The organism is Microbacterium sp. B24, assembly GCF_000333415.1.
Taxonomy (GTDB): domain Bacteria; phylum Actinomycetota; class Actinomycetes; order Actinomycetales; family Microbacteriaceae; genus Microbacterium.
The window spans coordinates 1-24,055 of record NZ_BADB01000162.1 but is presented as its reverse complement, the minus strand read 5'-3'; the positions used below and the strand labels follow the sequence as shown (position 1 = coordinate 24,055).

Sequence of the window (24,055 nt, the reverse complement as noted above, 5' to 3'; positions counted from 1 at the left end):
GGGGCGTGCTACGCGCTTCGCGTGACAGGACCGTCCGGTCCCGGGCAGACCTTCAACCCGGAGAGCCTGCTCCTCGACCCCTATGCGCGAGGACTCGTGCCCGTGCGCATCGGCCAGTGGCGCGCGGCCGTCGTCGATGACGCATTCGACTGGAACGACGTGCCGCGCCCACACACGCCGATGGACCGCACCGTCATCTACGAGGCGCACGTGAAGGGTCTCACCAAGCGGCACCCGGACATCCCGCCGGCATTGCACGGCACTTACGCGGGACTCGGCCATCCGGCGATGATCGCGCACCTGCGGGATCTCGGCGTGACGGCCGTCGAACTCCTGCCGATCCACGCGTTCGAGACGGAGCCCCGTCTTCTGCATCAGGGACTGACGAACTACTGGGGCTACAACACTCTCAACTTCTTCAGCGCACACGCCCCGTACGCGACGGCGGAGGCCGTCGCCGCCGGCCCGGATGCCGTGCTGCGGGAGGTGAAGACCATGGTGCGCGACCTCCATGCGGCGGGCATCGAGGTCATCCTCGACGTGGTGTACAACCACACGTCCGAGCTCGGTCTGGGCGGACCGAGATCCAGCTTCCGCGGCATCGACAACCGGGGCTACTACCGACAGGAAGACGACGGCGCGTACATCGACGTCACAGGCTGCGGAAACGCCGTCAACACGGCGACCGACGCCGCCGCGCGTCTGGTGCTGGACTCCCTGCGGTACTGGGCCGACAACGTGCAGATCGACGGTTTCCGCTTCGACCTGGCCGTGACCCTCGGTCGTGGGAGTGACAACGCCTTCGATCCCCATCACCCGCTGCTGCGGGCCATCGTCGAGGACCCGGCGCTCGCGGATCTGAAGATGATCGCCGAGCCATGGGACGTCGGTATGGGCGGCTGGCAGACGGGTAACTTCGGGAGCGGCTGGGCCGAATGGAACGACCGCTACCGCGACCGCGTCCGCAACTTCTGGCTGAGCGACATCGACTACGCCCGCCGCGCGTCGACATCCCCCGTCGGCATCGGAGGGTTCGCGACGCGGCTCGCCGGCTCATCGAACACCTTCACCGCGGAACGCGGGCCGCTCGCGAGCATCAACTTCGTCACGGCGCACGACGGGTTCACGCTGCGCGACCTCGTCTCCTACGACGTCAAGCACAACCTCGGCAACGGCGAGCAGAACCGTGACGGGGCCGACACCAACCGGTCCTTCAACCACGGCGCCGAAGGCCGCACCGACGACGACACGATCCTCGCGACGCGCCGCAAGGCCATGCGCAACCTCATGGGAACGCTGCTGCTGTCGGCCGGCGTGCCGATGATGACGGCGGGAGACGAGGCCGGCCGGACCCAGCGAGGGAACAACAACGCCTACTGCCACGACTCTCCTCTCACGTGGGTCAACTGGGAGCACGCACCCTGGCAGGAGGACCTGCAGGCCCACGTCCGCCGTCTCATTCAGCTGCGCCGCGACAACCCCGCCCTGCGACCGCGCCGTTTCGCCCGCGACGCTCACGTCGTCCCCAGCGCGTCGGTCATCGACTGGTACGACGAGAACGGCGAGACGATGTCGATCGAGCGGTGGACCGATCCCGCTCACCGGACCCTGCAGTATGACGCGGCATCCACGCCGGAAGAGGAGGACCCGAACCGGATCCTCCTGGTCGTGCACGGCACCGAGAGGCCGGTCGAGGTCACGCTTCCCACGATCGAGGGCGTGAGCGGCTACGTGTCACTGTGGTCCAGCGTGCCTGACCGTCCCGACACGACCGAGCCGCTGTTCGCGCCGGGCGCCGTGCTCACCCTCCCCGGAACCGCTCTGCATCTGTTCCGGATGCAATGACGCGAACCGGACGCCGAGTGGTGTGCCCGTTCGGTGTTCGGCGGTAGGTTCGAGACGTGGCTTCGACGACGCGCTCCGCTCCCTCCGTTCCTCCTCGCGCGACGACGCTGCGCAGCGCTGCACAGATTCCGGTCCGCCCGGTCACCGTCTGGCGGGGCGTCACCGACACGCGGGCGGGACGGATCCCGATGGCACTGCCGCACCCGTCCGTGCCGGACGCGCTGTTTCGGCCATCCGCCTTCTCCGGCGAAGCCGTTCCGTTCACCGTCACCGCCTTCCGCGAGGGCCACGACCTCATCGGCGTGCACGTGCGCCTCTTTTCCCCCTCCGGAGAGGAGTCCTTGCACCGGCTGTCTGCACGCGGCGACGGCTTCGACCGCTGGAGCGTCGACATCGCTCCCCTGGAAGAGGGCATCTGGCGGTTCCGCTTCGAAGCGTTCGGCGACGATGTCGCGACGTGGGAGCACGCGGCGGACGTGAAGATCGCGGCGGGGGTCGACACCCCGCTCATGCGCGAGATGGGCGCGAGACTGTTCGCCGATGCGGCGCGGGAGAAGGATCGCCCGGCAGCCGAACGCAAGGCGTTGAGCGCTGCCGCCGGCGCGCTGCGCGACCCGGGGACGAGCGATGACGAGGCGTTGGCCATCGTCCGCGACCCCGCGATCGCCGCGTACTTCGACGCACGTCCCCTGCAGTCGCTCGTCACAGTGGGCCCCGACCTCGAGCTGCTCGTGGAGCGGGAGCGCGCGGGCGTCGGCGCCTGGTACGAGTTCTTCCCTCGGTCCGAGGGCGCGAAGCGATTGAAGGACGGATCGATCAAGAGCGGCACCTTCCGCACGGCCACCAAGCGGCTGCCGGCGGTCGCCGCGATGGGCTTCGACGTGCTGTACCTGCCGCCGATTCACCCCATCGGCGAGGTCAACCGCAAGGGACCCAACAACACGCTGACCGCCGCCGCGGGCGATCCCGGCTCGCCGTGGGCCATCGGGTCGGCAGCCGGCGGCCACGACACGGTGCACCCCGACCTGGGCACCCTCGCAGACTTCCGGGCCTTCGTCCGTGCGGCGCGGACCGAGGGACTCGAGGTCGCGCTCGACCTCGCTCTTCAGGCGGCGCCCGATCACCCGTGGGTCGCTGCTCACCCGGAGTGGTTCACCACCTTGCCCGACGGCACGATCGCCTACGCGGAGAATCCCCCGAAGAAGTACCAGGACATCTACCCGATCAACTTCGACAACGATCCTGCGGGCATTCGCGCCGAAGTCCTCCGCATCGTCCGGCACTGGATCGCGCAGGGCGTGAAGATCTTCCGCGTGGACAACCCGCACACGAAGCCGCTGCAGTTCTGGGAATGGCTCATCGCCACGGTGAATGCCGAGCACCCGGACGTGATCTTCCTGGCCGAGGCCTTCACTCGTCCAGCTCCTCTTCAGGCGCTCGCGCAGGCCGGCTTCCAGCAGAGCTACTCGTACTTCACGTGGCGCAACACCAAGGCGGAGTTGGAGGAGTTCCTTCGCTGGGTGTCCCACGACACCGCGGACTTCATGCGGCCCAATCTCTTCGTCAACACGCCTGACATCCTCACCGAGTACCTCCAGTACGGGGGGCGCCCCGCCTACAAGATCCGGGCAGCCCTGGCCGCCACCGCCGGCGCCTCCTACGGCGTGTACGCCGGCTACGAGCTGATCGAGAACGTGGCCCGGCCGGGGTCGGAAGAGAACATCGACAACGAGAAGTACGAGTACAAGCTGCGCGACTGGGATGCCGCGGCATCCCAGGGCCTTTCCATCGCGCCCTACCTGACGCGCCTCAACGAGATCCGCCGCGCTCATCCGGCGCTGCGACAGCTGCGTGACGTCTCTCTCCACTGGAGCGACGATGACGCGATCCTCGTCTACGTCAAGCACCTTCCCGCGGCGCTGAGCGTCGACGGCGTGGACGACACGATCATCGTCGTCGCCAATGTCGACCCGCATTCGACCCGCCAGACCACGGTGCACATCGACTCCACTGTGTTCGGCGTTGCCCGCGGCGCCGACTACGTCGTCGAAGACCTCGTGACCGGCGCGAGCTGGACCTGGAATCAGGACAACTTCGTCCGTCTCGACGCATTCGACGAACCCGTTCACATCCTGCACGTGAAGGAGACGCGATGAGCGATATCTCGGACGAGGTCCTCGACACGGTCGCGACGGGTTCGTATCACGCCCCGCACGACGTCCTCGGTCCGCATCAGCGCGCCGATGGATCGTGGGTCATCCGTGCACGTCGGCCGATGGCGTCGTCGGTGACGGCCGTCGCGGACGACGGCACCGAGATCGCGCTCGATCACGTGCGCGGAGGAATCTGGGAGGGCGAAAGCCCGACACAGCCGCGGGCCTACGAGTTGGTGGCCACCTACGAGGGCGGTGCCGATTACCGCGTCGACGATCCCTACCGTCACCTTCCGACCCTGGGCGACGTCGACCGCCACCTGATCGCGGAGGGTCGGCACGAGCAGCTCTGGCAGGCACTCGGCGCGCACGTGCGTCATTACGACGGCATCAGCGGTGTGTCGTTCGCCGTGTGGGCTCCGAATGCGCGCGCGGTTCGCGTGGTCGGCGACTTCAACGCGTGGGACGGCCAGGGGCACGCGCTGCGCAGCCTCGGCTCCAGCGGGGTCTGGGAGTTGTTCGTGCCCGGGCTCACTGCCGGCACGGTCTACAAGTACGAGATCCTCACGCGCCACGGCGGCTGGATTCTCAAGGCCGATCCGATGGCCCAGCGTGCCGAGGTCCCGCCGGCGACCGGCTCCGTCGTGACCGAAAGCGCGTACAGCTGGGGCGACGAGGAGTGGATGGCCGCCCGCGCCGGCCGCGATGTCCTGTCCCAGCCGATGTCGACGTACGAGCTCCACCTCGGGTCGTGGCGACCCGGACTCGGCTACCGGGACGCGGCCGAGCCCCTGATCGCTTATCTCACCGAGACCGGCTACACCCACGTCGAGTTCCTGCCGCTGGCCGAGCATCCGTTCGGCGGCTCATGGGGCTATCAGGTCAGTGGCTACTACGCGCCGACGAGCCGTTTCGGCAGCCCCGACGACCTGCGCTATCTGATCGACCGCCTGCACAAGGGCGGCTTCGGCGTCATCATGGACTGGGTTCCGGGCCATTTCCCGAAAGACGCCTTCGCTCTCGCCCGCTTCGACGGCGACCCCCTCTACGAGCACCCCGATCCCCGCCGTGGCGAGCACAAGGACTGGGGCACGCTCATCTTCGACTACGGCCGCAACGAGGTGCGCAACTTCCTCGTGGCCAACGCGTTGTACTGGTTCGAGGAGTTCCACGTCGACGGTCTGCGCGTCGATGCCGTGGCCTCGATGCTCTACCTCGACTATTCGCGCGAAGCCGGCGAGTGGGAGCCGAACATCTACGGCGGTCGCGAGAACCTGGAGGCCATCCGGTTCCTCCAGGAGGTCAACGCCACCGCATACAAGCGTTACCCCGGCATCGCCATGATCGCGGAGGAGTCCACCAGCTACCCGGGCGTCACGGCGCCCACGAGCGCCGGAGGCCTCGGCTTCGGCCTCAAGTGGAACATGGGCTGGATGAACGACTCGCTCGAGTACATCAAGCGTGACCCCATGTACCGCGGCCATCATGAGGGCGAACTGTCCTTCTCCTTCGTGTACGCCTTCAGCGAACACTTCGTCCTTCCGATCAGCCATGACGAGGTCGTTCACGGGAAGGGCACGTTGTTCACACGGATGCCGGGTGATCACTGGCAGAAGCTCGCCAACACCCGCGCCTTCCTGGCGTACATGTGGGGTCATCCGGGCAAGCAGCTGCTGTTCATGGGCCAGGACTTCGGGCAGCTGTCCGAATGGTCGGAGGGGCGAGGACTGGACTGGTGGATGCTCGATCAGCCGCCGCACCGTCAGCTCCTCGACTTCGTGGCTGCGCTCAATCGCGTCTACCGGGAGAACTCACCGCTGTGGGCGCGCGACAGCGACGGCTCCGCCTTCCGGCGCCTCGGGGCCCCCACCTGGAACCCGAACGTCATCGCCTTCGCGCGGGATGACGACCGGGGCAACACCGTGGTCGTCATCTGCAACTTCTCCGGTGTTCCCCTTCACGACTACGCCCTGGACCTGCCCGCCGGCGGAGCGTGGCGGGAACTGCTCAACTCCGATGCGGAGGCCTACGGCGGCTCCGGAGTGGGCAACTTCGGGACCGTGCACGCCGATGACAACGGGCGCGCGACGCTCGTTCTGCCGCCGCTCGGCGTGCTCTGGCTCGGCCGCTCCGCCTGAACAGCCGGCGACCGGTGCCGGAACGTTCCGTGTCAGAACAGCAGTGAGGTCAGACGACCACGGGCGCGGATGACGCGCGGGTCGCCGTCGCCGATCAGTCCGAAGAGCTCGACGAGGCGGTCGCGTACGGCGCCGCGCTCATCCGCGGGGAGCACGGCGAACAGGTCGAGCAGGCGCGCGAACGCGTCGTCGACGTGACCGCCGACGACGTCGAGGTCGGCCACGGCGAACTGCGCATCGATGTCGCGGGGCGCGGATGCCGCGGCATCCCGCGCCTGTTGCAGATCCAGGCCCTGGACGCGCTGCAGGAGACGTACCTGGCCGAGACCGGCCCGAGCCTCCTCGTCGCGCGGGTTCTCCGCGAGCGCCGCTTCGTACGCCGCGACGGCGCGCGCGTAGTCACCCGCTTCGATCGCATCGAACGCCTCCTGGTGCCGCGGGGGCAGGACGGGCTCGTCGGATTCCGGCTCGGACGCCCCGTCGACGGGGACCGTGCCCGTGACGCCGTTCTGGGCAGCCAGCTGCAGCAGCTGGGCGAAGACGTCGCGGACCTGCTGCTCCGGCACCGCGCCGGTGAACAGCGGAACGGGCTGCCCCGCGACGAGGGCGACGACCATGGGGATCGACTGCGCCCGGAAGCCCTGGGCGAGCTGAGGGTTCGCGTCGACATCGACCTTGGCGAGCACCACACGTCCGTCGAGCTCGGTCACGACTTTCTCGAGAATCGGGCTCAGCTGCTTGCAGGGGCCACACCACTCGGCCCACAAGTCGACCACGACCGGCACGGATCGCGACAGCTCGAGCACCTGGCCGAAGCTCTCGTCGGTGGCATCGAAGATCAGCGACGCGCGGGAGCCCGCGGCCGGCGCCGCCGCACCGGCCGGGGCCGACGGGCGCGAACGCAAAGACGACAGGTCGACGGCACCGCGCAGCACGGCGCCCGAGGTGGGATCGCTCACTTAGGGGGCTACTTTCGCGTCGAGGATGGAGGTCGAGTATCCCAGCAGCTGAATGCGCTTGCTGGAACTCTGAGAAGGGACGAAGAAGAAGAGCTGGTCGACGAACGTCGTCGTGAAACCGGTCGAGGACTGATTCACTCCGGTGAGGGTCTGCACGATTGCGTTGTTGTCGAGCTTGATGACCGCGTCGGTGTTCGTGGGCTTGACCGTGTCGCTTTCATGCACGGTCACCGCGACGATCGCTCCCGAATCCAGCGTGGCGAGCGAGATGGGTTCGTCCGGGCCGGCGGATGCGGCGTAGGTCAGCGTGCCGGTCTGCGCCCCGGTCTGATTGAACGCCTGCAGTCGCGTGGCGCGGTTGTCCGCGACCAGCTTGCGGAAGGGGTCGTTCGTCGAGTCGAACTGTGCTGCGAACGCGCTGCTGTCGCCGTTGGTGAGGATGTCGGCGTAGGCCGCGGCCACCTTGTTGGGAGCCAGCGCGAGGAACGGCGAGTCCGGGTCGATGGAGATCGCGCCGACGTAGGAGGGCGCGAGGTTGAGACTGGCCTGCGACACCAGCTCGGCTTCCCTGCTCACCTTGTACGGAGACCAGGGGTCCTCCTGGGTCACGCTCAGAATGACGTCCCCCGTCTCGATGACAGCGAAGAACGTGCGCGGCCACCCGTCGTAGGCCTCGGGGAGAATGATCTTCACCGGCTTGTCCGGCACGGCGTTCAGCGCGGTGTGCCCGGCGACGTCGCGCAGCTTGTAGTCGGTCTCTCGAGCCGCCAGTGCCGATCCCGTCAACCGCAGCGCGGCCGCCGCGGGATCCTTCGCGGCGTCTGCCTTCGCCACCTGCTCGGAGATCCGCGTGAGGATGCGCTCGCCTTGCTGCTGCGTCACGGCGGGCTGTCCCTGGTCCTGCGGCACGACGACGCTCTCGGATGCCGTGGGGGTCGGGGTGCCGGCCAGCTGAGGCCATGCGTCCGCGGTGCAGCCGGTGAACAGCAACGCGGCGACGCCGACGGCCGGAGCCGCGAGCAGTGCGCGCTTGCCGCGCGTCAGCTGACGCCGCGAGGGCGTGGCGCTGATGACACCCTTGTCGGCACCCGTGACCGCGACGTCGATGGGCTCTGTCACGGGCATGGGAAGGCCCTTGCGTCGCGGTCCCCGCGATCGGCGCGCATGTCGCACGCCGAGGACGTACACGATGATGCCGACCAGCAGGAAGATGCTGCCCAGCACGATGAGCGGCCCCGCCCAGGGAGTGGTCGCGCCCGTCGGCCAGCTGAGGGTGAGGCTGCTCGGTGCCGGCTTCACTCCGTCAGTGGCGACGAGCAGGCTCATGTCCGCGGGAAGCTGCAGAGGGGTGATGAGGACGTCGTCCTGCTGGAACTCGTCCAGCCAGAGGTCCGAGCCGACGGGCGTGATCGGCGCGCTGCCGGCCGCGGGCGGGTTCTTCGCCGCGACCGCTGTCGTCGTGGTGGCGCCCCCGTCGAGGGTCACGTGGGTGTACGACGAGGGCGTCAACCACGCTTTCAGGTCGGCCGTGCGCCCGTAGGACGCGAAGATCGTGCCCGCTTCCTGAACGCGGAGAGTCTGCGATCCGCTGTGGCTGTTGAGCACGCTGCCGTCGATCAGGATGTACGGCGCGTCGCCGGTGACGGAGATCGTCTCGCTCTCGGTGCGCGGACCCTGCAGCACGGTGCGCTGGGCGATGCCGGCACCGATCATGACCGCAGCCAGCACGAAGGCTGTCACAGCCCAGACGAAACGCACGTAAGACACCTCCCGCGCGCACCGCAGACGGGATCGCGGCGCGCAATCGACATTCCAGCCTAGCGACATCCTGCTGTGCGTCGCCCGGGAGCGCCCTCGCTCTGCGGTGGAACTGCGTGGCCGTGTTGACGGGAAAAGCGCCGCTCGGTGCGTATTCTGACATCACCATGAAGCTGCAGCATCCGTTCCGAACGGCTCTCGTCGCCACTCTCGGCGTCGGGGTCGGCATCCTGCTCATCTCCAGCGTGCAGTCGCTGTCGACGATTCTGCTGTACGTGGGGACGGCTCTCTTCCTGGCGCTCGGCCTCGATCCTCTCGTGAGCTGGCTCGAGCGCCGCCGTCTGCCGCGGTGGGCAGCGCTTCTGATCACCTTCGCCGCCGTGCTGGCGGTGTTCACCGGCATCGTGCTGATCGTCATCCCGGTCCTCGTGGGGCAGATCGCGCAGCTGATCACACAGGTCCAGCGCCTCATCGACAGCGCCGTCAACGGGTCATGGAACCCCGTCGACGATCTGTCGAAGTGGCTGCACTCGACCTTCCCCGCGCTGGACGTCGACATGGCGTTCAAGTACGCATCCGACTGGTTCAACAGCCTGGACTTCGCTCAGATCGGCACCTCTGCCGGCAACGTGATCCTCGGCATCGGCGCCTCGATCATCTCGCTCATCACCGGCGCGATCATCATCCTGATCCTCACGATCTACTTCACGGCCTCGACCCCTTCGCTGAAGGCGGCTGCCGCTCAGCTCGTGCCCGCCTCGAAGCGCGCGCGATACATCGATCTCTCCGAGCAGATCACCGCATCCGTGGGTCACTACGTCATGGGTCAGGTCACGCTCGGTGCGATCAACGGTGTGCTCAGCGCCGCGTTCCTCTCGATCATCGGCGCCCCGTTCCCGGCCGTCTTGGCGGTGATCGCGTTCTTCTTCTCGCTGATCCCCCTCGTCGGCACCCTCACCGGCTCGGCGATCATCGTGCTCACCTGTCTCATCCCCGGGCTCAGCTCGCCTCTGACGGCGATCGTGGCACTCGTCTGGTACGTCGTGTACATGCAGGTGGAGGCTTACATCCTGTCGCCGCGCATCATGAATCGTGCGGTGTCGGTGCCCGGCGCCGTCGTCGTGATCGCCGCATTGGCCGGCGGCGCCCTCCTCGGGCTTCTCGGCGCGCTCATCGCGATTCCCGTCGCGGCCAGCGTCCTGATCATCTACCGGCAGGTCATCATTCCCCGTCAGAACGAGCGCTGAGTCCTATCCCTCGTCCCATTCGGTGGCGAGGGGCAGCGCGTCCGGGTTGACGGCTGCGACGATCTCCGTCAGAACGCGGCGGGTCTGTGTCTCCCCCACCCAGAGATGCTTGCCCCCGTCGACGGCGATCACTCTCGCGTGGTCGACCGGCGCGAAGCGGTCCCGAGCCTGCTCCGGGCGAAGGTAGTCGTCGAACTCCGGGATCAGCGCCACCAGCTGCCGAGACTCCCCCTGCCACGCGGCGACGTCCTCTGCCGTCGCACGATGCAACGGCGGCGAGAGCAGGATGACGCCGTCGATCGCGTGATCCCGGCCGTATTTGAGAGCGAGCTCGGTACCGAAAGACCATCCCACCAGCCAAGGATGCGGCAGCCCTCGCGCCTCGACGAAAGCGAGCGCCGCGGCGACGTCGAACTCTTCGGCGCGTCCGCCGTCGAAGGCCCCCTCACTCGTTCCGCGAGGCGATGTCGTGCCGCGCGTGTTGAAGCGCAGGACCGCAAGGTCGGCCAGAGCCGGCAGCCGTCCGGCTGCCTTTCTCAGGATGTGCGAGTCCATGAACCCGCCGGCCGTCGGCAGCGGATGCAGTGTCACGAGCGTCGCGACGGGGTCGCGCTGTTCGGGAAGGGCGAGTTCGCCCACGAGGGTCAACCCGTCGAGGGTCTGAAGCTCGATCTCCTCACGCCGGGCGGGCAAAAGCACCGGTCCGCGAATCTCCATCTCATGCCACCTTCCAACAAGCCGTGTGCCAGTGCCGACGCGCGGCCAGATCCGCGGCGTCGCCCAGGACGCCATCGGCACGCCACACCACCACGTGGGCCGTGCCGGGCGGGATCGACCGACCGCACCCGGGACACGTGTAGTTCTTCTGCGCCTGTACGGCGCTCACGGGTTGTACGGTCCATTCCGCGCCGCGCCGGCTCTCGGTGCGCTTCCAGCCGCTCAGCAGCCGATCGAACGAATCGTCGGCTGGTGAGGGCTGCCGTCGGTTCGCGCGCGGCATCTTCTCAGTACCACCCCGTGGACTGTGAGTGCGACCACGCCCCGCACGGGCTGCTGTAGCGTCCGCCGATGTAGCCGAGACCCCAGGCGATCTGCGTGGCGGGGTTGGTCTCCCAATCGGCGCCCGCGGATGCCATCTTGCTTCCCGGAAGCGCCTGCGGAATGCCGTAGGCACCGCTTCCGGCGTTGTACGCGCCCACACGCCATCCGGACTCCTTGTTCCACAGCGCCACCAGGCAGGCGAACTCGTCGTCGCCCCAACCGCGTTGCTGCACCATGGCGTAGGCGATCGACTGCGCCGTGCCCGGATCGGGTGCGACGAACGGAGGCGACCACGACGAACTCGACGCGGACGACCCCGTCGCCGCTGACGGCGTCGGGGTGGGGGTGGGCTTGGGTGTGACGTACACGCTGTACACGACGCCGTCTCGTCCGAGTCCGACTGTCTGGTCGGATGCCGCGAGGTAAGCCTGTGCGTTCGCGATGGTGGACGCATAGAGGGAGATCGGAGCCACCTCTGCGGCGTGCGCGCGCGGGCTCGCCGCCGTCATCGGGCCGATGTAGGCGGCGCCGAAGCCGAGAACGGCCAGGACTGCGAAGACGCTCATGACGCCGCGTCGGCGCGACCACTTTGCCGTCGTCGCGGCTGGACGGACGCGACGCGCGGCGGCGTGGTTCCTCCGCGCGGCACGCGTCGCAGGGACGTCGGCGCTGGCGGGCGTCAGATCGGCGTCGGCAGTCACAGTCCTCCGATTCTAGCGCCCGGCGTTGGGCGTGTCAGGCGGGTCCGCTCAGACGACGGCGAGCATGACCTCGACCGTCGCGTCGAGGACGGCGTCGACCTGCGCCTCGCTGTAGCCCCGCCGCTGCATGCGGAAGGCGACGGAACGCACCTGGTCGACGGTCACGGCTTCGCCATTCTCGAGGAAGCGGGCGATCTTGTCGGCGACCAGATCGACCTCGTCGACCCGGTAGCCGAAGCGCAGCAGCCCGACACGACGGAAGCGGCGCCCCTTGGGGCGGGTGAGGCGATCGAGCACCTCCTGGGCCAGCTTGCGCGACTGTCCGACCCACGCCCGAGCGCCACGGCGCGACAGCGCCTGCTCGCGCTCACGGGCGGCGAACGCGTCTTCGATGCGACTGAGCGCGGCATCCACCGCCGCAACCTGGTATCCGCGGCGCACCAGCGGGAACGCGGCCGTGCGAACGGCCGACGCATCGATCTCCGTCGAGTCGCCGGACTCGAACGCGGCGCGAGCACGGGCGAGGAAGTCGTCGACCGCATCCGCACGGTAGCCGCGGGTGCGGCCGGTTGTCAGCGGAAACGGCGTCGCGCTCGTCTCGGGGGCGTCGTTCATGAGACCACCAGGGGGAAGAAGAGGAAGTAAAGGGCGAGAGCGGCTGCGGCGGAGGGCAGAATCGAGTCCAGTCGGTCGAGTACGCCGCCGTGGCCCGGCAGCCACGAGCTCATGTCCTTGATGCCCAGATCGCGCTTGATCATCGACTCGCCGAGGTCGCCCACCGTTGCACATCCCAAGATCAGCAGTCCGAAGACCACGCCGGCCCACCACGGGATGCCGAGCATGAACAGCGCCCACAGGACAGAGGCGACGAGCGTCGCGACGGCTCCCCCGGCGAACCCTTCCCAGGTCTTCTTCGGGCTGATGCGCGGGGCCATCGGATGCGATCCGAACGCGAGCCCGGACGCGTAGGCCCCGGTGTCGGTCGCGACGACCGCGATCAGCATGCCGAGCACCCAGTACTCGCCCTGGTCTTGGCGGAGCAGGACGAGCGCGAGGCTGGCCAGGAACGGCACGTACAGCGGGAGGAAGCCGGCGATCAGCACATCGCCGAGGACCTCGCCGTAGCGGCGGCCGTCACGAGCCACCATCTGGGCGAGAAGCCGCCAGACGATCACCGCGGTGACAGCGCCGAAGGTGAGCGCCCAATGGGTCAGGTGGCCGGCGAAGAAGGCCGACAGCATGATGACCGCGCCGGCGACGATCTGCGGCCACACATCGACGCGCCGGCCCGCCGTCTGCAACGCGCGGCTGAACTCGAACACTCCGAGCAGACACACCGGCACGGCGAAGACGAGGAAGAGCCACTTGATGAAGAGCAACGAGCCCAGCACGACCGCTCCGACGGCGAGGCCGATGAGGATCGCCATCAGAAGGTTGCGACCGGTGCGCGCGTTGATGCGATCTGTGACTTCTTCGAAGTCCGCCCGAGCCCGGTCCATCTGGTGCTCGATCTCGGTGCGCGCGGCGCGCACGTGAGCCTGGAAGCTCGCCGGGCTTGCGGAGCGCGTACGATCCCCCTCCGGGTCCGAAGCGCCTCCGGTCCCGGCATCCCCTGGCGAGTCGGTGGTGGGCACGTCCTCAGACCTCGAGAAGCTCGGCTTCTTTGCGCTTCAGAGCCTCATCGATCTCGTCGACATGGCTGCGCGTGACGCCGTCGAGCTCCTTCTCGGCGCGAACGAGATCGTCCTCGCCGACCTCGCTCTTGAGAGCGTCGAGCTCGTCCTTCGCCTTGCGACGGATGCCGCGGAGGTGCACCTTCGCGTCTTCACCCTTCGAGCGCACGAGCTTCACGTACTCCTTGCGGCGGTCCGCCGTCAGTTCGGGCATCGTGACACGGATGATGTTGCCGTCGTTCGTGGGGTTCGCGCCCAGGTTCGGCATGTCGCGAATCGCCTGTTCGATCGCCTTCAGTGCCGACTTGTCGTACGGCGTCACGACGAGCGTGCGTGCTTCGGGCGTGTTCAGCGACGCCAGCTGCGACAGCGGCGTCGGCGACCCGTAGTAGTCGACCAGGATCTTCTGGAAGAGCTGGGGGTTCGCGCGTCCCGTGCGCACGGTCGCGAAGTCGTCCTTCGCGGCCTCCACGGCGCGGTCCATGCGGGCGGACGTGTCGGCCAGGATCTCGGCGATCACGGTCACTCCATTCGTTCGGTACGTCAGATCGAGTCTAGTGCGGGGCGCCCCGTCGCTCAGACGCTGACGAGCGTGCCGATCGACTCGCCGAGCAGCGCGCGCGTGACGTTGCCGGCCGGCTCCATGCCGAACACGCGCATGTCGATGCCGTTGTCCATGCAGAGGCTGAAGGCCGTCGAGTCGACCACCTTGAGCCCGCGCTGGAGGGCGTCGCGATAGGTGATGGTGTCGATCCGCTCGGCATCGGGATTGGTCTTGGGGTCGGCCGTGTAGACGCCGTCGACGCCGTTCTTGGCGACGAGCACCTCGTCCGCCCCGATCTCCAGTGCGCGCTGGGCGGCGACCGTGTCGGTCGAGAAGTAGGGAAGACCGGCGCCGGCACCGAAGATCACGACCCGGCCCTTCTCCATGTGGCGTTCCGCCCGCCGAGGAATGTAGGGCTCGGCGACCTGGGTCATCGAGATCGCGGACTGAACGCGTGTCGCAGCTCCCGCCTGCTCGAGGAAGTCCTGCAGCGCCAAGGCGTTCATCACCGTGCCGAGCATGCCCATGTAGTCGGCACGTCCACGGTCCATGCCGCGCTGGCTCAGCTCTGCACCGCGGAAGAAGTTGCCGCCGCCCACGACGATGGCGATCTCCACCCGATCGACCGCCGCGGCGATCTCGCGCGCGATCTGACCGACGACGTCGGGGTTGACCCCGAGCTGACCTCCTCCGAAGGCCTCTCCCGACAGCTTCAGGAGGACGCGACGGCGTCCGGTGTTCTCATCGGTCACAGGGGGGTTCCTCTCGTCGAGATGCAGACTATCGAAGGCGGGGCATGGAAAAGGGGTCCGCATTCGGTGAATGCGGACCCCTTGAGGCGACTTACGCGCCGACCTTGAAGCGGGCGAAGTCGGTGATCGTGATTCCGGCGTCACCGGCGACCTTGGCGACGGACAGCTTGTTGTCCTTCGCGTAGTCCTGATCGAGCAGAGCAACCTGCTTGAAGAACGCGTTCACGCGACCCTCGACGATCTTCGGCAGCGCGGCCTCCGGCTTGCCTTCGTTGCGGGAGATCTCCGTGACGATCTCGCGCTCCTTCTCCACCTCTTCGGCGGGGACGTCCTCACGCGAGAGGTACGTGGGGTTGGCGAACGAGATGTGCTGAGCGATCGAGCGCGCGGTCTCGGCGTCGTCCCCCGTGTAGGCGAGCACGACACCCACCTGCGGCGGGAGGTCCTTGCTCGTCTTGTGCAGGTAGATCTCGAACTTGTCACCCGCGATCGTGCGCACGCGACGCAGCTCGACCTTCTCGCCGATGATCGCTGCCTCGTCGGAGATGAGGTCGGCGACGGTCTTGCCCTCGGCATCCGCGGCCAGAGCCGCCTCGACCGAGTCGGCGCCCACGGCCGCGGCCGCAGCCAGGACCTTGTCGGCCAGCGCGATGAAGCGCTCGTTCTTGGCGACGAAGTCGGTCTCGGTGTTCAGCTCGAGGATGGTGACCTTGCCGTCCTTCTCGACAGCGGTGACCAGGCCTTCGCTCGTCGAGCGGTCAGCGCGCTTCGCGTTGCCCTTCGCGCCCTTCAGGCGCAGGATCTCGACGGCCTTCTCGAGGTCGCCGTCGGCTTCCTCGAGCGCCTTCTTGGTGTCGACCATGCCCGTGCCGAGCTGCTCGCGCAGGGCCTTGATGTCGGCGATGGTGAAGTTTGCCATGGGTGGTGGCTCCTTGCGTGTCGTGAGTTCTCGTGGGATGCCGGTGCGAAGCCGTCCCTCAGGATGGGCTTCGCACCGGCGACGTGGTCTTACTCGGCAGCGGTCGCTGCGGCGTCGCCCTCGGCCTTGGCCTCGGCGCCCGCGGCGTCGGCGGCCGACTCGGTGGCGATGGTCTCGACCTCGGCGACGTCCGTGACGACGGGAGTCTCGAGCAGCTCGCGCTCCCAATCGGCGAGGGGCTCGGCGTCGGCGGACTCGTCGGTCGGCTGGTGACGCTGGATGAGACCCTCGGCGGCGGCGTCGGCGATGATGCGCGTGAGCAGGCCCACCGAGCGGATCGCGTCGTCGTTGCCCGGGATCGGGAACTGGAACTCGTCCGGGTCGGCGTTCGTGTCGAGGATGCCGATCACGGGGATGCCGAGCTTCTTTGCCTCGTCGATGGCGAGGTGCTCGCGCTTGGCGTCGACGACCCAGATCGCGGAGGGCGTCTTCTGCAGGTTGCGGATACCGCCCAGTGACTTGTGCAGCTTGTCCAGCTCACGCTTCTTGAGCAGGAGCTCCTTCTTGGTGAAGCCGCTGTCGGCCGGGTTGTCGAAGTCGAGCTCCTCGAGCTCCTTCATGCGGGCGAGGCGCTTGCTGACGGTCGAGAAGTTCGTCAGAAGGCCGCCGAGCCAGCGCTGGTTGACGTAGGGCTGGCCCACGCGCGTCGCCTGCTCGGCGATGACTTCCTGAGCCTGCTTCTTGGTGCCGACGAACAGCACGGTGCCCCCGTGGGCGACCGTCTCGCGCACGTACTCGTACGCCTTGTCGATGTACGACAGCGACTGCTGCAGGTCGATGATGTGGATGCCGGAGCGCTCCGTGAGAATGAAGCGCTTCACCTTCGGGTTCCACCGGCGGGTCTGGTGTCCGAAGTGCACGCCGCTGTCGAGCAGCTGGCGAATGGTGACGACGGCCATGGCCGTTCTCCTTTTCGTTGGGTTGATCGCGAGGACCGGATGGTCCCGTGCGCCTGGTGCCCGGCGCACACCCGCTCACCGCTGTCGCGGGGAGACCTCAGGGTGTGGATGCCGCGGCATCCGTCCGAGGACGGCGCCGCTGTGGGCACGCGGAGTCACCCCGACCAGCGGGGTGCTCACTCAGTGTATCAGCCGCAGGGCCTCCTCCCCCGACGGGCGGCGCACCCCGCCCGTCCACAGATGTCGGTGGCTGTCGAGGTCCGTCGGCGTCGGCGCGGAGGCTGAAGGGATGAACGGGCACCGACGGGGTGATGTGGCCAGGCGCGTCGGCGCGGCGAGTATCGCGGTGCTGGCGGTGAGCCTCGGCCTCGTCTGCGGTGCCTCCGCTGCCGCCGGCAGCGGAGGGCAGGGCGCATTGGTCGCGGCGGATGCCTCCGACGACATGCGCGGGCGGTGGGGGTGGCCGGTCTCGCCGCCGCTCATCACGGTGGCCTACCGTGCGCCCGCCCATGCCTACGGACCCGGACACCGAGGCATCGATCTGTCCAGCGACGTGGGCGCGGACGTGCGGGCACCCGACGACGGGATCGTCGCCTTCGCCGGGGTGGTGGTCGATCGCCCGCTGATCACGATCGACCACGGCGATGGACTGGTATCGACGATGGAGCCCGTGCACGCCGGCGTGCCGGTGGGAGCGCGGGTGCAACGCGGCGAGTGGGTGGGCACCGTGGGGCTGGGTGGTCACACGACGCCCGGTGACCTGCATCTGGGAGCCCGCCGCGACGACGTCTATCTCAATCCGCTCCGGTTGCTGGGCGGGCTGCCGCGAGCGGTGCTGCTGCCGTGCTGCGAGGTCGGTCAGGACCCGGGATAGGTGTTGCCGGTTCCGCTGACCTCGGCGCTGCCCACACCGGCGGCGGCGACCGTATTGTTGGTCCCCGCGATCTGCAGGCGCGGCAGATCCGTGGTGCTGGTGATGCTGTTGCGCTGCCCGCGGATCGTGAGGTCGTCGACCTTCGCGATGGCGAGTGAGTTGTCCTGCCCTTCGACGACCATCGTCGACACGTCGGCCCCACCGGTGACATGACTGCGGTCTCCCTGGAGCGTCATCGTTCCGATCGATCCGTCGATCTGCAGGGAGAGGTCGTTGCCGGCGATCGTCACCGCCGCGCAGTCTCCGGACAGCGCGTACCGTCCCGCGGCGCCAGCGACGGTGGCGAGTCCGTTCGTGCACGCGACCGGGGTGGTCGAGACGGCACTGGTCGGTGCCCCGGTATCCGGGCCCGATGCCGGCAGCGTCGGGGCGGAGGTGGCGTCGGGGGTGGAGGCGGAGGTGGCGTGCGAGGTCGGGACAACGGTGCGTCGGGGCGCGCCCTCGCCTGCACAGCCGGCGAGAAGAGACGCGGCGATGACGGCGGCAGCGACGGCGAGCACGCGAATCTTCATGAGAGCAGGGTAGTGCTCCGTCTACGCGCGTGGATGAGCGAGGCGGTACGCCGCGGCCAGTCGCTCCGCCGACACGTGCGTGTAGATCTGGGTCGTCCCGAGACTGGCGTGTCCGAGCATCTCCTGCACCGTGCGAAGGTCGGCTCCCCCGTCGAGCAGATGCGTGGCGGCCGAGTGGCGCAGCGTGTGGGGCCCCACGCTTTGTCCGACCGCGGGAGCAACGACGCGTGCGACCACGTCATAGGCGGAGCGGGCACCGAGTCGCGCCCCGCGAGCTCCGACGAACAGCGCCGGCGTGCCGGAACCGCGGGCCGCCAGCGCGGGTCGTCCGCGCGCCAGATAGGCGTCGAGTGCGTGGGCGGCGGGAGAACCGTACGGCACCACACGCTCCTTTCTGCCCTTCCCGACGACGCGGACCGTGCGGCGGTCGCGGTCGATGTCGTCGACATCCGCTCCGCAGAGCTCGGACACGCGAAGAGCGGAGGCGTAGAGCAGTTCGACGAGCGCCGCATCCCGCAGCGCAAGGGCATCGCCGCCGTCAGCGCGCACCTCCGCGTCCCGGAGAACGGCGGCCATCGCCGGTGCCGTCGCCACCTTCGGCAACGGCCGCCCGCGTCGCGGCGCCACCAGACGCAGCGACGGATCGGCGCCGATGCGCTCCGTCTGCCGAGCCCACGCGAAGAATCCGCGGACGGCCGCCGTTCGCCGCGCCAGCGTCGACCGCGCATCGCCGCGACGCGTTGCCACCCACAGCCACTCCCGCAGATGTTCGAGATCGACATCGGCCAGCTCGCGGTCACCGATCACCGCGAGGAGATCGCGCAGGTCCGCGCTGTACGCGCGCACGGTGGCCGGGGACAGTCGGCGCACGTCCGAGAGCTCGCGCGCATACGCGTCGGCGGCGTCGGAGAGTCTCACCGCATCAGCATCTCGCGCACGACGACAGCATGGGAGACGGCGCACCGACGACGACGCCCTTCGCCGACACGAGGTTCCCACGGGGAAGGCATCACCACAGTCGCGCGGCTCCGGGCCCCGACCGCCGTCGCCACCCGTCCGGGAGGCGCTCGACACGTCCATCCAGGTCCAGCAGCCCGAGGATGCTGCTGGTTTCTGCTGCTGAGAGCCCCGAAAGGCGTGCGATCTCCGCGGTCGCCCGTGCGCGGCGTCCGCTCAGCGCGTCGAGCACTCTGGTGCGCTCGTCGATGCGCTCCCCATGGTCAGCATCGGGTTCGCCGCCGGGGCCGCCCAGGATTCCGAGCAGCTCCCAGGCATCAGCGGCGGAGGTGATGCACACGGCGTCCGCGTCGCGCAGAAGCCGATGACAGCCGGCCGATGCGGCGCTCGTGACGGGCCCCGGAACGGCGCCGAGGGCGCGTCCGAGTGCAGCGGCGTGGTGGGCGGTGTTCAGCGCACCGCTGCGGTGGGCAGCTTCGACGACGATCGTCGCGCCCGCCAACGCCGCAATCATCCTGTTACGCGCGAGGAAGCGCCACTTGGTCGGGGCCGTGCCGCACGGGACCTCGGCGAGAACGACTCCCGTCCGCACGATCGCCGAGATCAGCTCGTCGTGACCCGAAGGGTAGGGGCGGTCGACGCCGCCGGCCAGGACAGCGACCGTCGTGCCGTCGGCTCGCAGTGCCCCCCGGTGCGCCGCAGCGTCGATGCCGTAGGCCGCGCCGGAGACGACGACCACTCCGGCTGTCGCCGCCTCTGCGGCGAGCTCTGTCACGACCTGCGTGCCGTACGCCGTTGCGGCGCGGGCGCCGACGAGCGCGAGAGCGGCGTGGCCCGAGAGCGCGTCGGCGTCACCGCGCGCCCACAGGCACACGGGTGCATGCACTCCGAGGTCGTCGAGCGCGCGCGGCCAGACGTCCTCGCCCGGCATGAGGAGTCGAGCTCCCGCTCGACGTGCGGCTGCCAAGGCGCGGTCGACGTCACCGCGTCGGGGCAGCCAACGGGCTCGCGCCGCGCTGACGTCTTGCTCGGTGAGCCCCGCGCCGCGGGCGAGTGCCGTCGTGCTGTCGACCTCGACACGCCGCAGCGCTTCGACCGCACCGTACTGCGCGATCAGCGCACCCGCCGTGCCGTCGCCCGGCTCGACCAGCGTCGACCAGATCGCCGCTGCCGACGCGGCGCATATCTGCTCGTCGGACAGTCCCTCGCCGACGAGGCCGGCAAGAGCCGCACGATCGGCGTCGGCTTCGGGCCTGATGCTCATGCCTCCACACCCTTCTTGAGGTAGAGCGCGCGCCCGATATCAGCGGCGCGCAGCCGATCGTGACCGGCGAGATCTGCGACCGACCACGCCACGCGCAATACACGGTCGTAGCCTCGTAAGGTCAGCGCGCCGCGGTGCAGCGCGGCATCCAGGGGCCGGCGGATGTCGGGATCCGCGGCCAGGGGGCCGTTGCGCAGCCAGGGACCGGACACTTGTGCGTTCGTGCGCCAGGGGGTCGAGCGCAGACGGTGGCGGGCGCGCTCACGAGCGCTACCGACCTGCTCCCGGACCTGCGCCGACGAGGTGACTGCGGTCGACGTCGCGCTCTGCGCGCTCGAGACCCGCCGCAGCCCGAGTTCGATGTCGATGCGGTCACGGAGCGGACCCGACAGCTTTCCGAGGTAGCGCCGGATCGCCAGAGACGGACACGTGCATTCGGCGGCCGGTACGCCGTAGTTGCCGCACGGGCACGGGTTCGTCGCGAGCACCAGTTGAAAACGTGCCGGAAAGACTGCACGAAAGCCGGCACGGTGGATCTCGATCAGTCCCGACTCGAGAGGCTGACGCAGCGCGTCCAGCGCGTGCGGGGCGAACTCGCCAGCCTCGTCGAGGAAGAGGACTCCCCCGCTCGCGCGGGCGATGGCGCCCGGCCGCACGGTGCGACTTCCACCTCCGATCAGCGCCGTCGCGCTGGCGCTGTGATGGGGCGCCTCGAAAGGCGGCGTCCGACTCAGCGTGTCGACCCGCTCCCCCGCCAGCGAGCGCAACGACGCCGCCTGCACGGCATCATCGTCATCGAGACCGGGCAGAATGCCGGGCAGCCGCCGCGCGAGCATCGTCTTGCCCGCACCGGGCGGACCGCTCATGAGAACGTGGTGCCCACCCGCTGCCGCGACTGTCAGCGCGTCGACCGCGTCGGCCTGCCCGATCACGTCGGACAGATCGGGGACGGCGGCGGAGGACGGCGCGCTTCCCACCCCCGGGTGCGGAACGGGTTCGAGCGACACCTCGTCGACGTCGAGGCCGTGCCAGCGTGCCACATCGCGGAGGCAGACGGCGCCCAGCACCTCGACGCCCTCCACGAGCGCAGCCTCCTCTCGGTTGGCGAACGGCACCACGGCTCTGCGGATGCCCATCCGGGCAGCGGCCGCGACCGCCGGCAGCACCCCGGCGACGGGCCGCAGTCGACCGTCGAGTCCGAGTTCGCCGATGTGGGCCGTCTGTGCGAGCGAGGCGCGATCGAGATCGTGCTCAGTGGCGAGCGCAGCAACCGCGATCGCCACGTCGAGCGCGGAGCCCTGCTTGGGAAGGCTGGCCGGCGACAGGTTGACGGTGAGCTTTCGCCGCGGCAGAGGCAGCTCACTGTTGGCGCAGGCGTTGTGCACCCGCTGATGCGCCTCGGCGATCGCCTTGTCGGCGAGCCCGATGATCACGAATGCCGGTGTCTGGCTGGACAGGTCGGCCTCGACCTCGACCAGATCACCGCGGAGCCCCGTCAACACGACCCCCCAGGTCCTGCCCACCGTCATCGGACATCCTCGAGATGCTCGATACGCGCAGTCGTCGCGTCGTGGCCGGTGACGCCGATGACGTCCACGCGCAGGCGACGACCGCGGGCGGCGGGGTGCACGGCTGCCCACGTGGTCGCCAGACGCCACAGCCGCGCGCGCTTTCGCGCATCGACGGCTTCGAACGGATGGCCGTACGAGTCGGAGCGTCGAGACTTCACCTCGACGATGACCACCTCGTCGTCGCGCAGAGCGACGATGTCGATCTCTCCGACAGCGCAACGCCAGTTGCGCGCGAGGATCGTGTACCCGGCATCGCTCAGGTACTGCGCCGCTCGCGCTTCGCCCGACCGTCCGCGTTCATCCTTGGCTGCCATGAGAACAAGCGTGCCGGCCCGTCCGCCGCGCACCTCGGGATCTCAGGCGTTCGGTGGACATTCCCGCACAAGGCAGGAGTGGGGAGGAGGAGGAGGCGATCTGAGGGACGCGCGGGTCAGGAGTCGAGAGCGAGCTCGTCGGGAAGCTGGAAGTCCCGGCGCTGCATCTCCTCGACATTGACGTCCTTGAAGGTGAGCACGCGCACCGACTTCACGAAACGATCCGCGCGATAGATGTCCCACACCCAGACGTCGGTCATCGAGATCTCGAAGTAGAAGTCGTGCTCGGTGTCGCGGCGCACGACATTCACGTCGTTCGCGAGATAGAAGCGTCGCTCGGTCTCGATCACGTACGCGAACTGCGAGACGACATCGCGATACTCCTTGTACAGCGCCAGCTCGAGTTCGCGGTCGTAGTCGTCAAAGCCCTCGTCGTCCATGGTGATCCCATCCTATGCGGGCGGAGCAGCGGAGCGGATGCCGCGGCATCCGCTCAGAACAACGTGGGAGCGTCCGCGATCGCCCAGGACGCCCGATGGTGGGGGCTGAGACCGTGCGAACGGATCGCGCTGCGGTGCTCGAGGCTGGCGTAGCCCTTGTTGCGCTCCCACAGATACACGGGGTGCTCGTCGTGCAGGCGCATCATCAGGTCGTCGCGCGCAACCTTCGCCACGACCGAGGCGGCCGCGGCCGACGCACAGTCGCGGTCGGCCTTGACGATCGGCTGGACGCGCAGATTCGTCCCGCCCGCCGCGGTGATGTAGTCGTGGTTGCCGTCGAGAATGACGATCGCCTCGTCGGGAACGCACCCCTGCGCGCGCAGATCCGCGAGGGCGCGCAACGCCGCGAGCCCGAGCGCACGCATGATCCCGACCTCGTCGATCTCTGCGGAACTCGCCCAGCCGACCGCAGACGCGTCGACCCAGGCGGCCGCTCGCGCGGCGACGGCGTGCCGATGATGCGCGGCGACGAGCTTCGAGTCCCGCAGCCCCTCCGGGATCCGCCGCCGGACACCCGCAGCTCCGATCGCCGCCGCGCCGACCGCGACAGGACCCGCAAGGGCGCCCCGCCCCACCTCATCGCATGCGATGACGATCGGATGTTCACGCAGCAGGCGTCGCTCGACGGTCAGCCGCGGCGTGATGACACTCATCCGGCGCCGGGGGCCGGCACCCCCGCGAAGACGGCATGGTGCCCGTCGATGGTGCCGAAGCGGTCGAACGGCCAGGTGATGAGAAAAGCGCGCCCGACGACGTTGCCCAACGGCACGAACCCCTTGTTGGGCTGATCCATGTTGTAGCGCGAGTCGCGGGAGTGGTCGCGGTTGTCGCCCATCACCCAGAGCGAGTTCTGCGGTACGACGACATCGAACGGTACCGGCTGCGGCGCGCTCTGGCCGGGAGACAGATTCAGGTAGGGGGTCTCATCGATCGGTGTCCCGTTGACCGTGACCTGACCGATCGCGTTGCAGCAGACGACGTGATCGCCGCCCACGCCGATGATCCGCTTGATGAGGTGCTCATCGCTGTCCGAGGCTGTGATGCCGACGAGTGAGAGCAGCCAATCGGCGGCCTGGGCCAGGGGCGGCTGGGCGGGGGTCGCCGGCGCCGGCGGCAGCCATCCGCCGGGATCGCGGAAGACGACGACGTCACCGCGCTGGTACCCCCCGAAATGCGGCGTGAGCTCGTCGACGAGGATCCTGTCCTTGATGAGCAGCGTCTGTTCCATCGAGCCCGACGGAATGTAGAAGGAGCGCACCAGGAAGGTCTTGATGACGAACGAGACGACCACCGCGATCACCACGATCACCAACA

24 protein-coding genes are annotated in these 24,055 nt (G+C 68.8%); 5 read left to right on the top strand and 19 right to left on the bottom strand.

Translation table 11 applies throughout. The features are described 5' to 3' along the window. The 3 genes from glgX to glgB form a co-directional block, all read left to right on the top strand. Positions 1-1,845 (top strand): glycogen debranching protein GlgX (glgX, locus tag I5I_RS03950; RefSeq protein ID WP_036316671.1); only part of this gene is annotated, 1,845 nt, incomplete at its 5' end. A gap of 188 nt (positions 1,846-2,033) precedes the next feature. Beyond that, entirely contained in the window at positions 2,034-4,001 is a 1,968-nt protein-coding gene (locus I5I_RS03945) for an alpha-1,4-glucan--maltose-1-phosphate maltosyltransferase (RefSeq protein WP_036316669.1), read from the top strand. Further along, positions 3,998-6,136: a 1,4-alpha-glucan branching protein GlgB gene (glgB, locus tag I5I_RS03940; protein WP_036316659.1), complete on the top strand. Its 2,139-nt coding sequence runs from the start codon at positions 3,998-4,000 to the stop codon at positions 6,134-6,136. Before I5I_RS03945 ends, glgB begins: the two co-directional genes overlap by 4 nt. Before the next feature lie 32 nt (positions 6,137-6,168). Here the strand turns inward: glgB and I5I_RS03935 are convergent, their stop codons facing one another. Both I5I_RS03935 and I5I_RS03930 read right to left on the bottom strand, forming a co-directional pair. Beyond that, positions 6,169-7,095 (bottom strand): tetratricopeptide repeat protein, encoded by a 927-nt coding sequence (locus I5I_RS03935; RefSeq protein WP_036316657.1) that lies wholly within the window; start codon positions 7,093-7,095, stop codon positions 6,169-6,171. Continuing rightward, complete coding sequence (locus I5I_RS03930; protein ID WP_083867927.1) at positions 7,096-8,853, bottom strand: glycosyl transferase; 1,758 nt, start codon at positions 8,851-8,853, stop codon at positions 7,096-7,098. It abuts the gene before it with no gap. Between the two features lie 167 nt (positions 8,854-9,020). Between I5I_RS03930 and I5I_RS03925 the strand changes: the two genes are divergently transcribed. Beyond that, complete coding sequence (locus tag I5I_RS03925) at positions 9,021-10,100, top strand: AI-2E family transporter (protein WP_036316666.1); 1,080 nt, start codon at positions 9,021-9,023, stop codon at positions 10,098-10,100. Positions 10,101-10,103: 3 nt separating this feature from the next. On the opposite strand, the gene I5I_RS03920 is transcribed toward I5I_RS03925, so the two are convergent. From I5I_RS03920 to rpsB, 9 genes are all read right to left on the bottom strand, one after another. Next, complete coding sequence (locus I5I_RS03920; protein WP_036316654.1) at positions 10,104-10,817, bottom strand: alpha/beta hydrolase; 714 nt, start codon at positions 10,815-10,817, stop codon at positions 10,104-10,106. A gap of 1 nt (position 10,818) precedes the next feature. Beyond that, entirely contained in the window at positions 10,819-11,100 is a 282-nt protein-coding gene (locus I5I_RS17430) for a hypothetical protein (RefSeq protein WP_036316652.1), read from the bottom strand. A 4-nt stretch (positions 11,101-11,104) separates the two neighbouring features. Continuing rightward, entirely contained in the window at positions 11,105-11,707 is a 603-nt protein-coding gene (locus I5I_RS03910) for a hypothetical protein (RefSeq protein WP_036316664.1), read from the bottom strand. A 183-nt stretch (positions 11,708-11,890) separates the two neighbouring features. Next, positions 11,891-12,457 carry a DivIVA domain-containing protein gene (locus tag I5I_RS03905; protein ID WP_036316650.1) on the bottom strand — a complete coding sequence of 189 codons (567 nt, stop codon included), beginning with the start codon at positions 12,455-12,457 and terminating at the stop codon, positions 11,891-11,893. Next, positions 12,454-13,476 carry a phosphatidate cytidylyltransferase gene (locus I5I_RS03900; RefSeq protein ID WP_036316648.1) on the bottom strand — a complete coding sequence of 341 codons (1,023 nt, stop codon included), beginning with the start codon at positions 13,474-13,476 and terminating at the stop codon, positions 12,454-12,456. Before I5I_RS03900 ends, I5I_RS03905 begins: the two co-directional genes overlap by 4 nt. Before the next feature lie 4 nt (positions 13,477-13,480). Continuing rightward, on the bottom strand, positions 13,481-14,035 hold the full coding sequence (gene frr / locus I5I_RS03895; protein ID WP_036316663.1) for a ribosome recycling factor: 555 nt from the start codon (positions 14,033-14,035) through the stop codon (positions 13,481-13,483). A 56-nt stretch (positions 14,036-14,091) separates the two neighbouring features. Further along, on the bottom strand, positions 14,092-14,811 hold the full coding sequence (gene pyrH, locus I5I_RS03890) for a UMP kinase (protein ID WP_036316647.1): 720 nt from the start codon (positions 14,809-14,811) through the stop codon (positions 14,092-14,094). A gap of 91 nt (positions 14,812-14,902) precedes the next feature. Continuing rightward, complete coding sequence (gene tsf / locus I5I_RS03885) at positions 14,903-15,730, bottom strand: translation elongation factor Ts (RefSeq protein WP_036316645.1); 828 nt, start codon at positions 15,728-15,730, stop codon at positions 14,903-14,905. 89 nt (positions 15,731-15,819) lie between these two features. Continuing rightward, on the bottom strand, positions 15,820-16,689 hold the full coding sequence (rpsB, locus tag I5I_RS03880) for a 30S ribosomal protein S2 (protein ID WP_036316642.1): 870 nt from the start codon (positions 16,687-16,689) through the stop codon (positions 15,820-15,822). A gap of 289 nt (positions 16,690-16,978) precedes the next feature. Here rpsB and I5I_RS03875 point away from each other — a divergent pair, with 289 nt between their 5' ends. Continuing rightward, complete coding sequence (locus tag I5I_RS03875; protein WP_239640011.1) at positions 16,979-17,563, top strand: murein hydrolase activator EnvC family protein; 585 nt, start codon at positions 16,979-16,981, stop codon at positions 17,561-17,563. Here I5I_RS03875 and I5I_RS03870 read toward each other — a convergent pair. The 8 genes from I5I_RS03870 to lepB form a co-directional block, all read right to left on the bottom strand. Next, positions 17,548-18,135: a hypothetical protein gene (locus I5I_RS03870; RefSeq protein WP_036316640.1), complete on the bottom strand. Its 588-nt coding sequence runs from the start codon at positions 18,133-18,135 to the stop codon at positions 17,548-17,550. The two genes, I5I_RS03875 and I5I_RS03870, sit on opposite strands and share 16 nt — an antisense overlap. A gap of 21 nt (positions 18,136-18,156) precedes the next feature. After that, entirely contained in the window at positions 18,157-19,053 is an 897-nt protein-coding gene (locus I5I_RS03865) for a tyrosine-type recombinase/integrase (protein ID WP_036316638.1), read from the bottom strand. Between the two features lie 91 nt (positions 19,054-19,144). Next, positions 19,145-20,356 (bottom strand): DNA-processing protein DprA, encoded by a 1,212-nt coding sequence (gene dprA / locus I5I_RS03860; RefSeq protein WP_036316635.1) that lies wholly within the window; start codon positions 20,354-20,356, stop codon positions 19,145-19,147. Then, a complete protein-coding gene (locus I5I_RS03855) occupies positions 20,353-21,885 on the bottom strand; it encodes a YifB family Mg chelatase-like AAA ATPase (protein ID WP_036316633.1) in 1,533 nt (510 codons plus the stop codon). The genes dprA and I5I_RS03855 overlap by 4 nt, the downstream gene beginning before the upstream one ends. Beyond that, positions 21,882-22,241, bottom strand: a complete 360-nt coding sequence (locus tag I5I_RS03850) for a YraN family protein (RefSeq protein ID WP_036316630.1) — start codon at positions 22,239-22,241, stop codon at positions 21,882-21,884. The genes I5I_RS03855 and I5I_RS03850 overlap by 4 nt, the downstream gene beginning before the upstream one ends. Positions 22,242-22,357: 116 nt before the next feature. Then, positions 22,358-22,681, bottom strand: coding sequence for a DUF2469 family protein (locus I5I_RS03845; RefSeq protein WP_005050243.1), 324 nt, complete (start codon positions 22,679-22,681; stop codon positions 22,358-22,360). A gap of 53 nt (positions 22,682-22,734) precedes the next feature. Beyond that, entirely contained in the window at positions 22,735-23,394 is a 660-nt protein-coding gene (locus I5I_RS03840) for a ribonuclease HII (protein ID WP_036316629.1), read from the bottom strand. Further along, the gene (gene lepB / locus I5I_RS03835; RefSeq protein ID WP_083867925.1) at positions 23,391-24,053 is read right to left on the bottom strand and encodes a signal peptidase I; all 663 of its coding nucleotides are present in this window, start codon (positions 24,051-24,053) and stop codon (positions 23,391-23,393) included. The genes I5I_RS03840 and lepB overlap by 4 nt, the downstream gene beginning before the upstream one ends. Positions 24,054-24,055 lie beyond the last annotated feature (2 nt).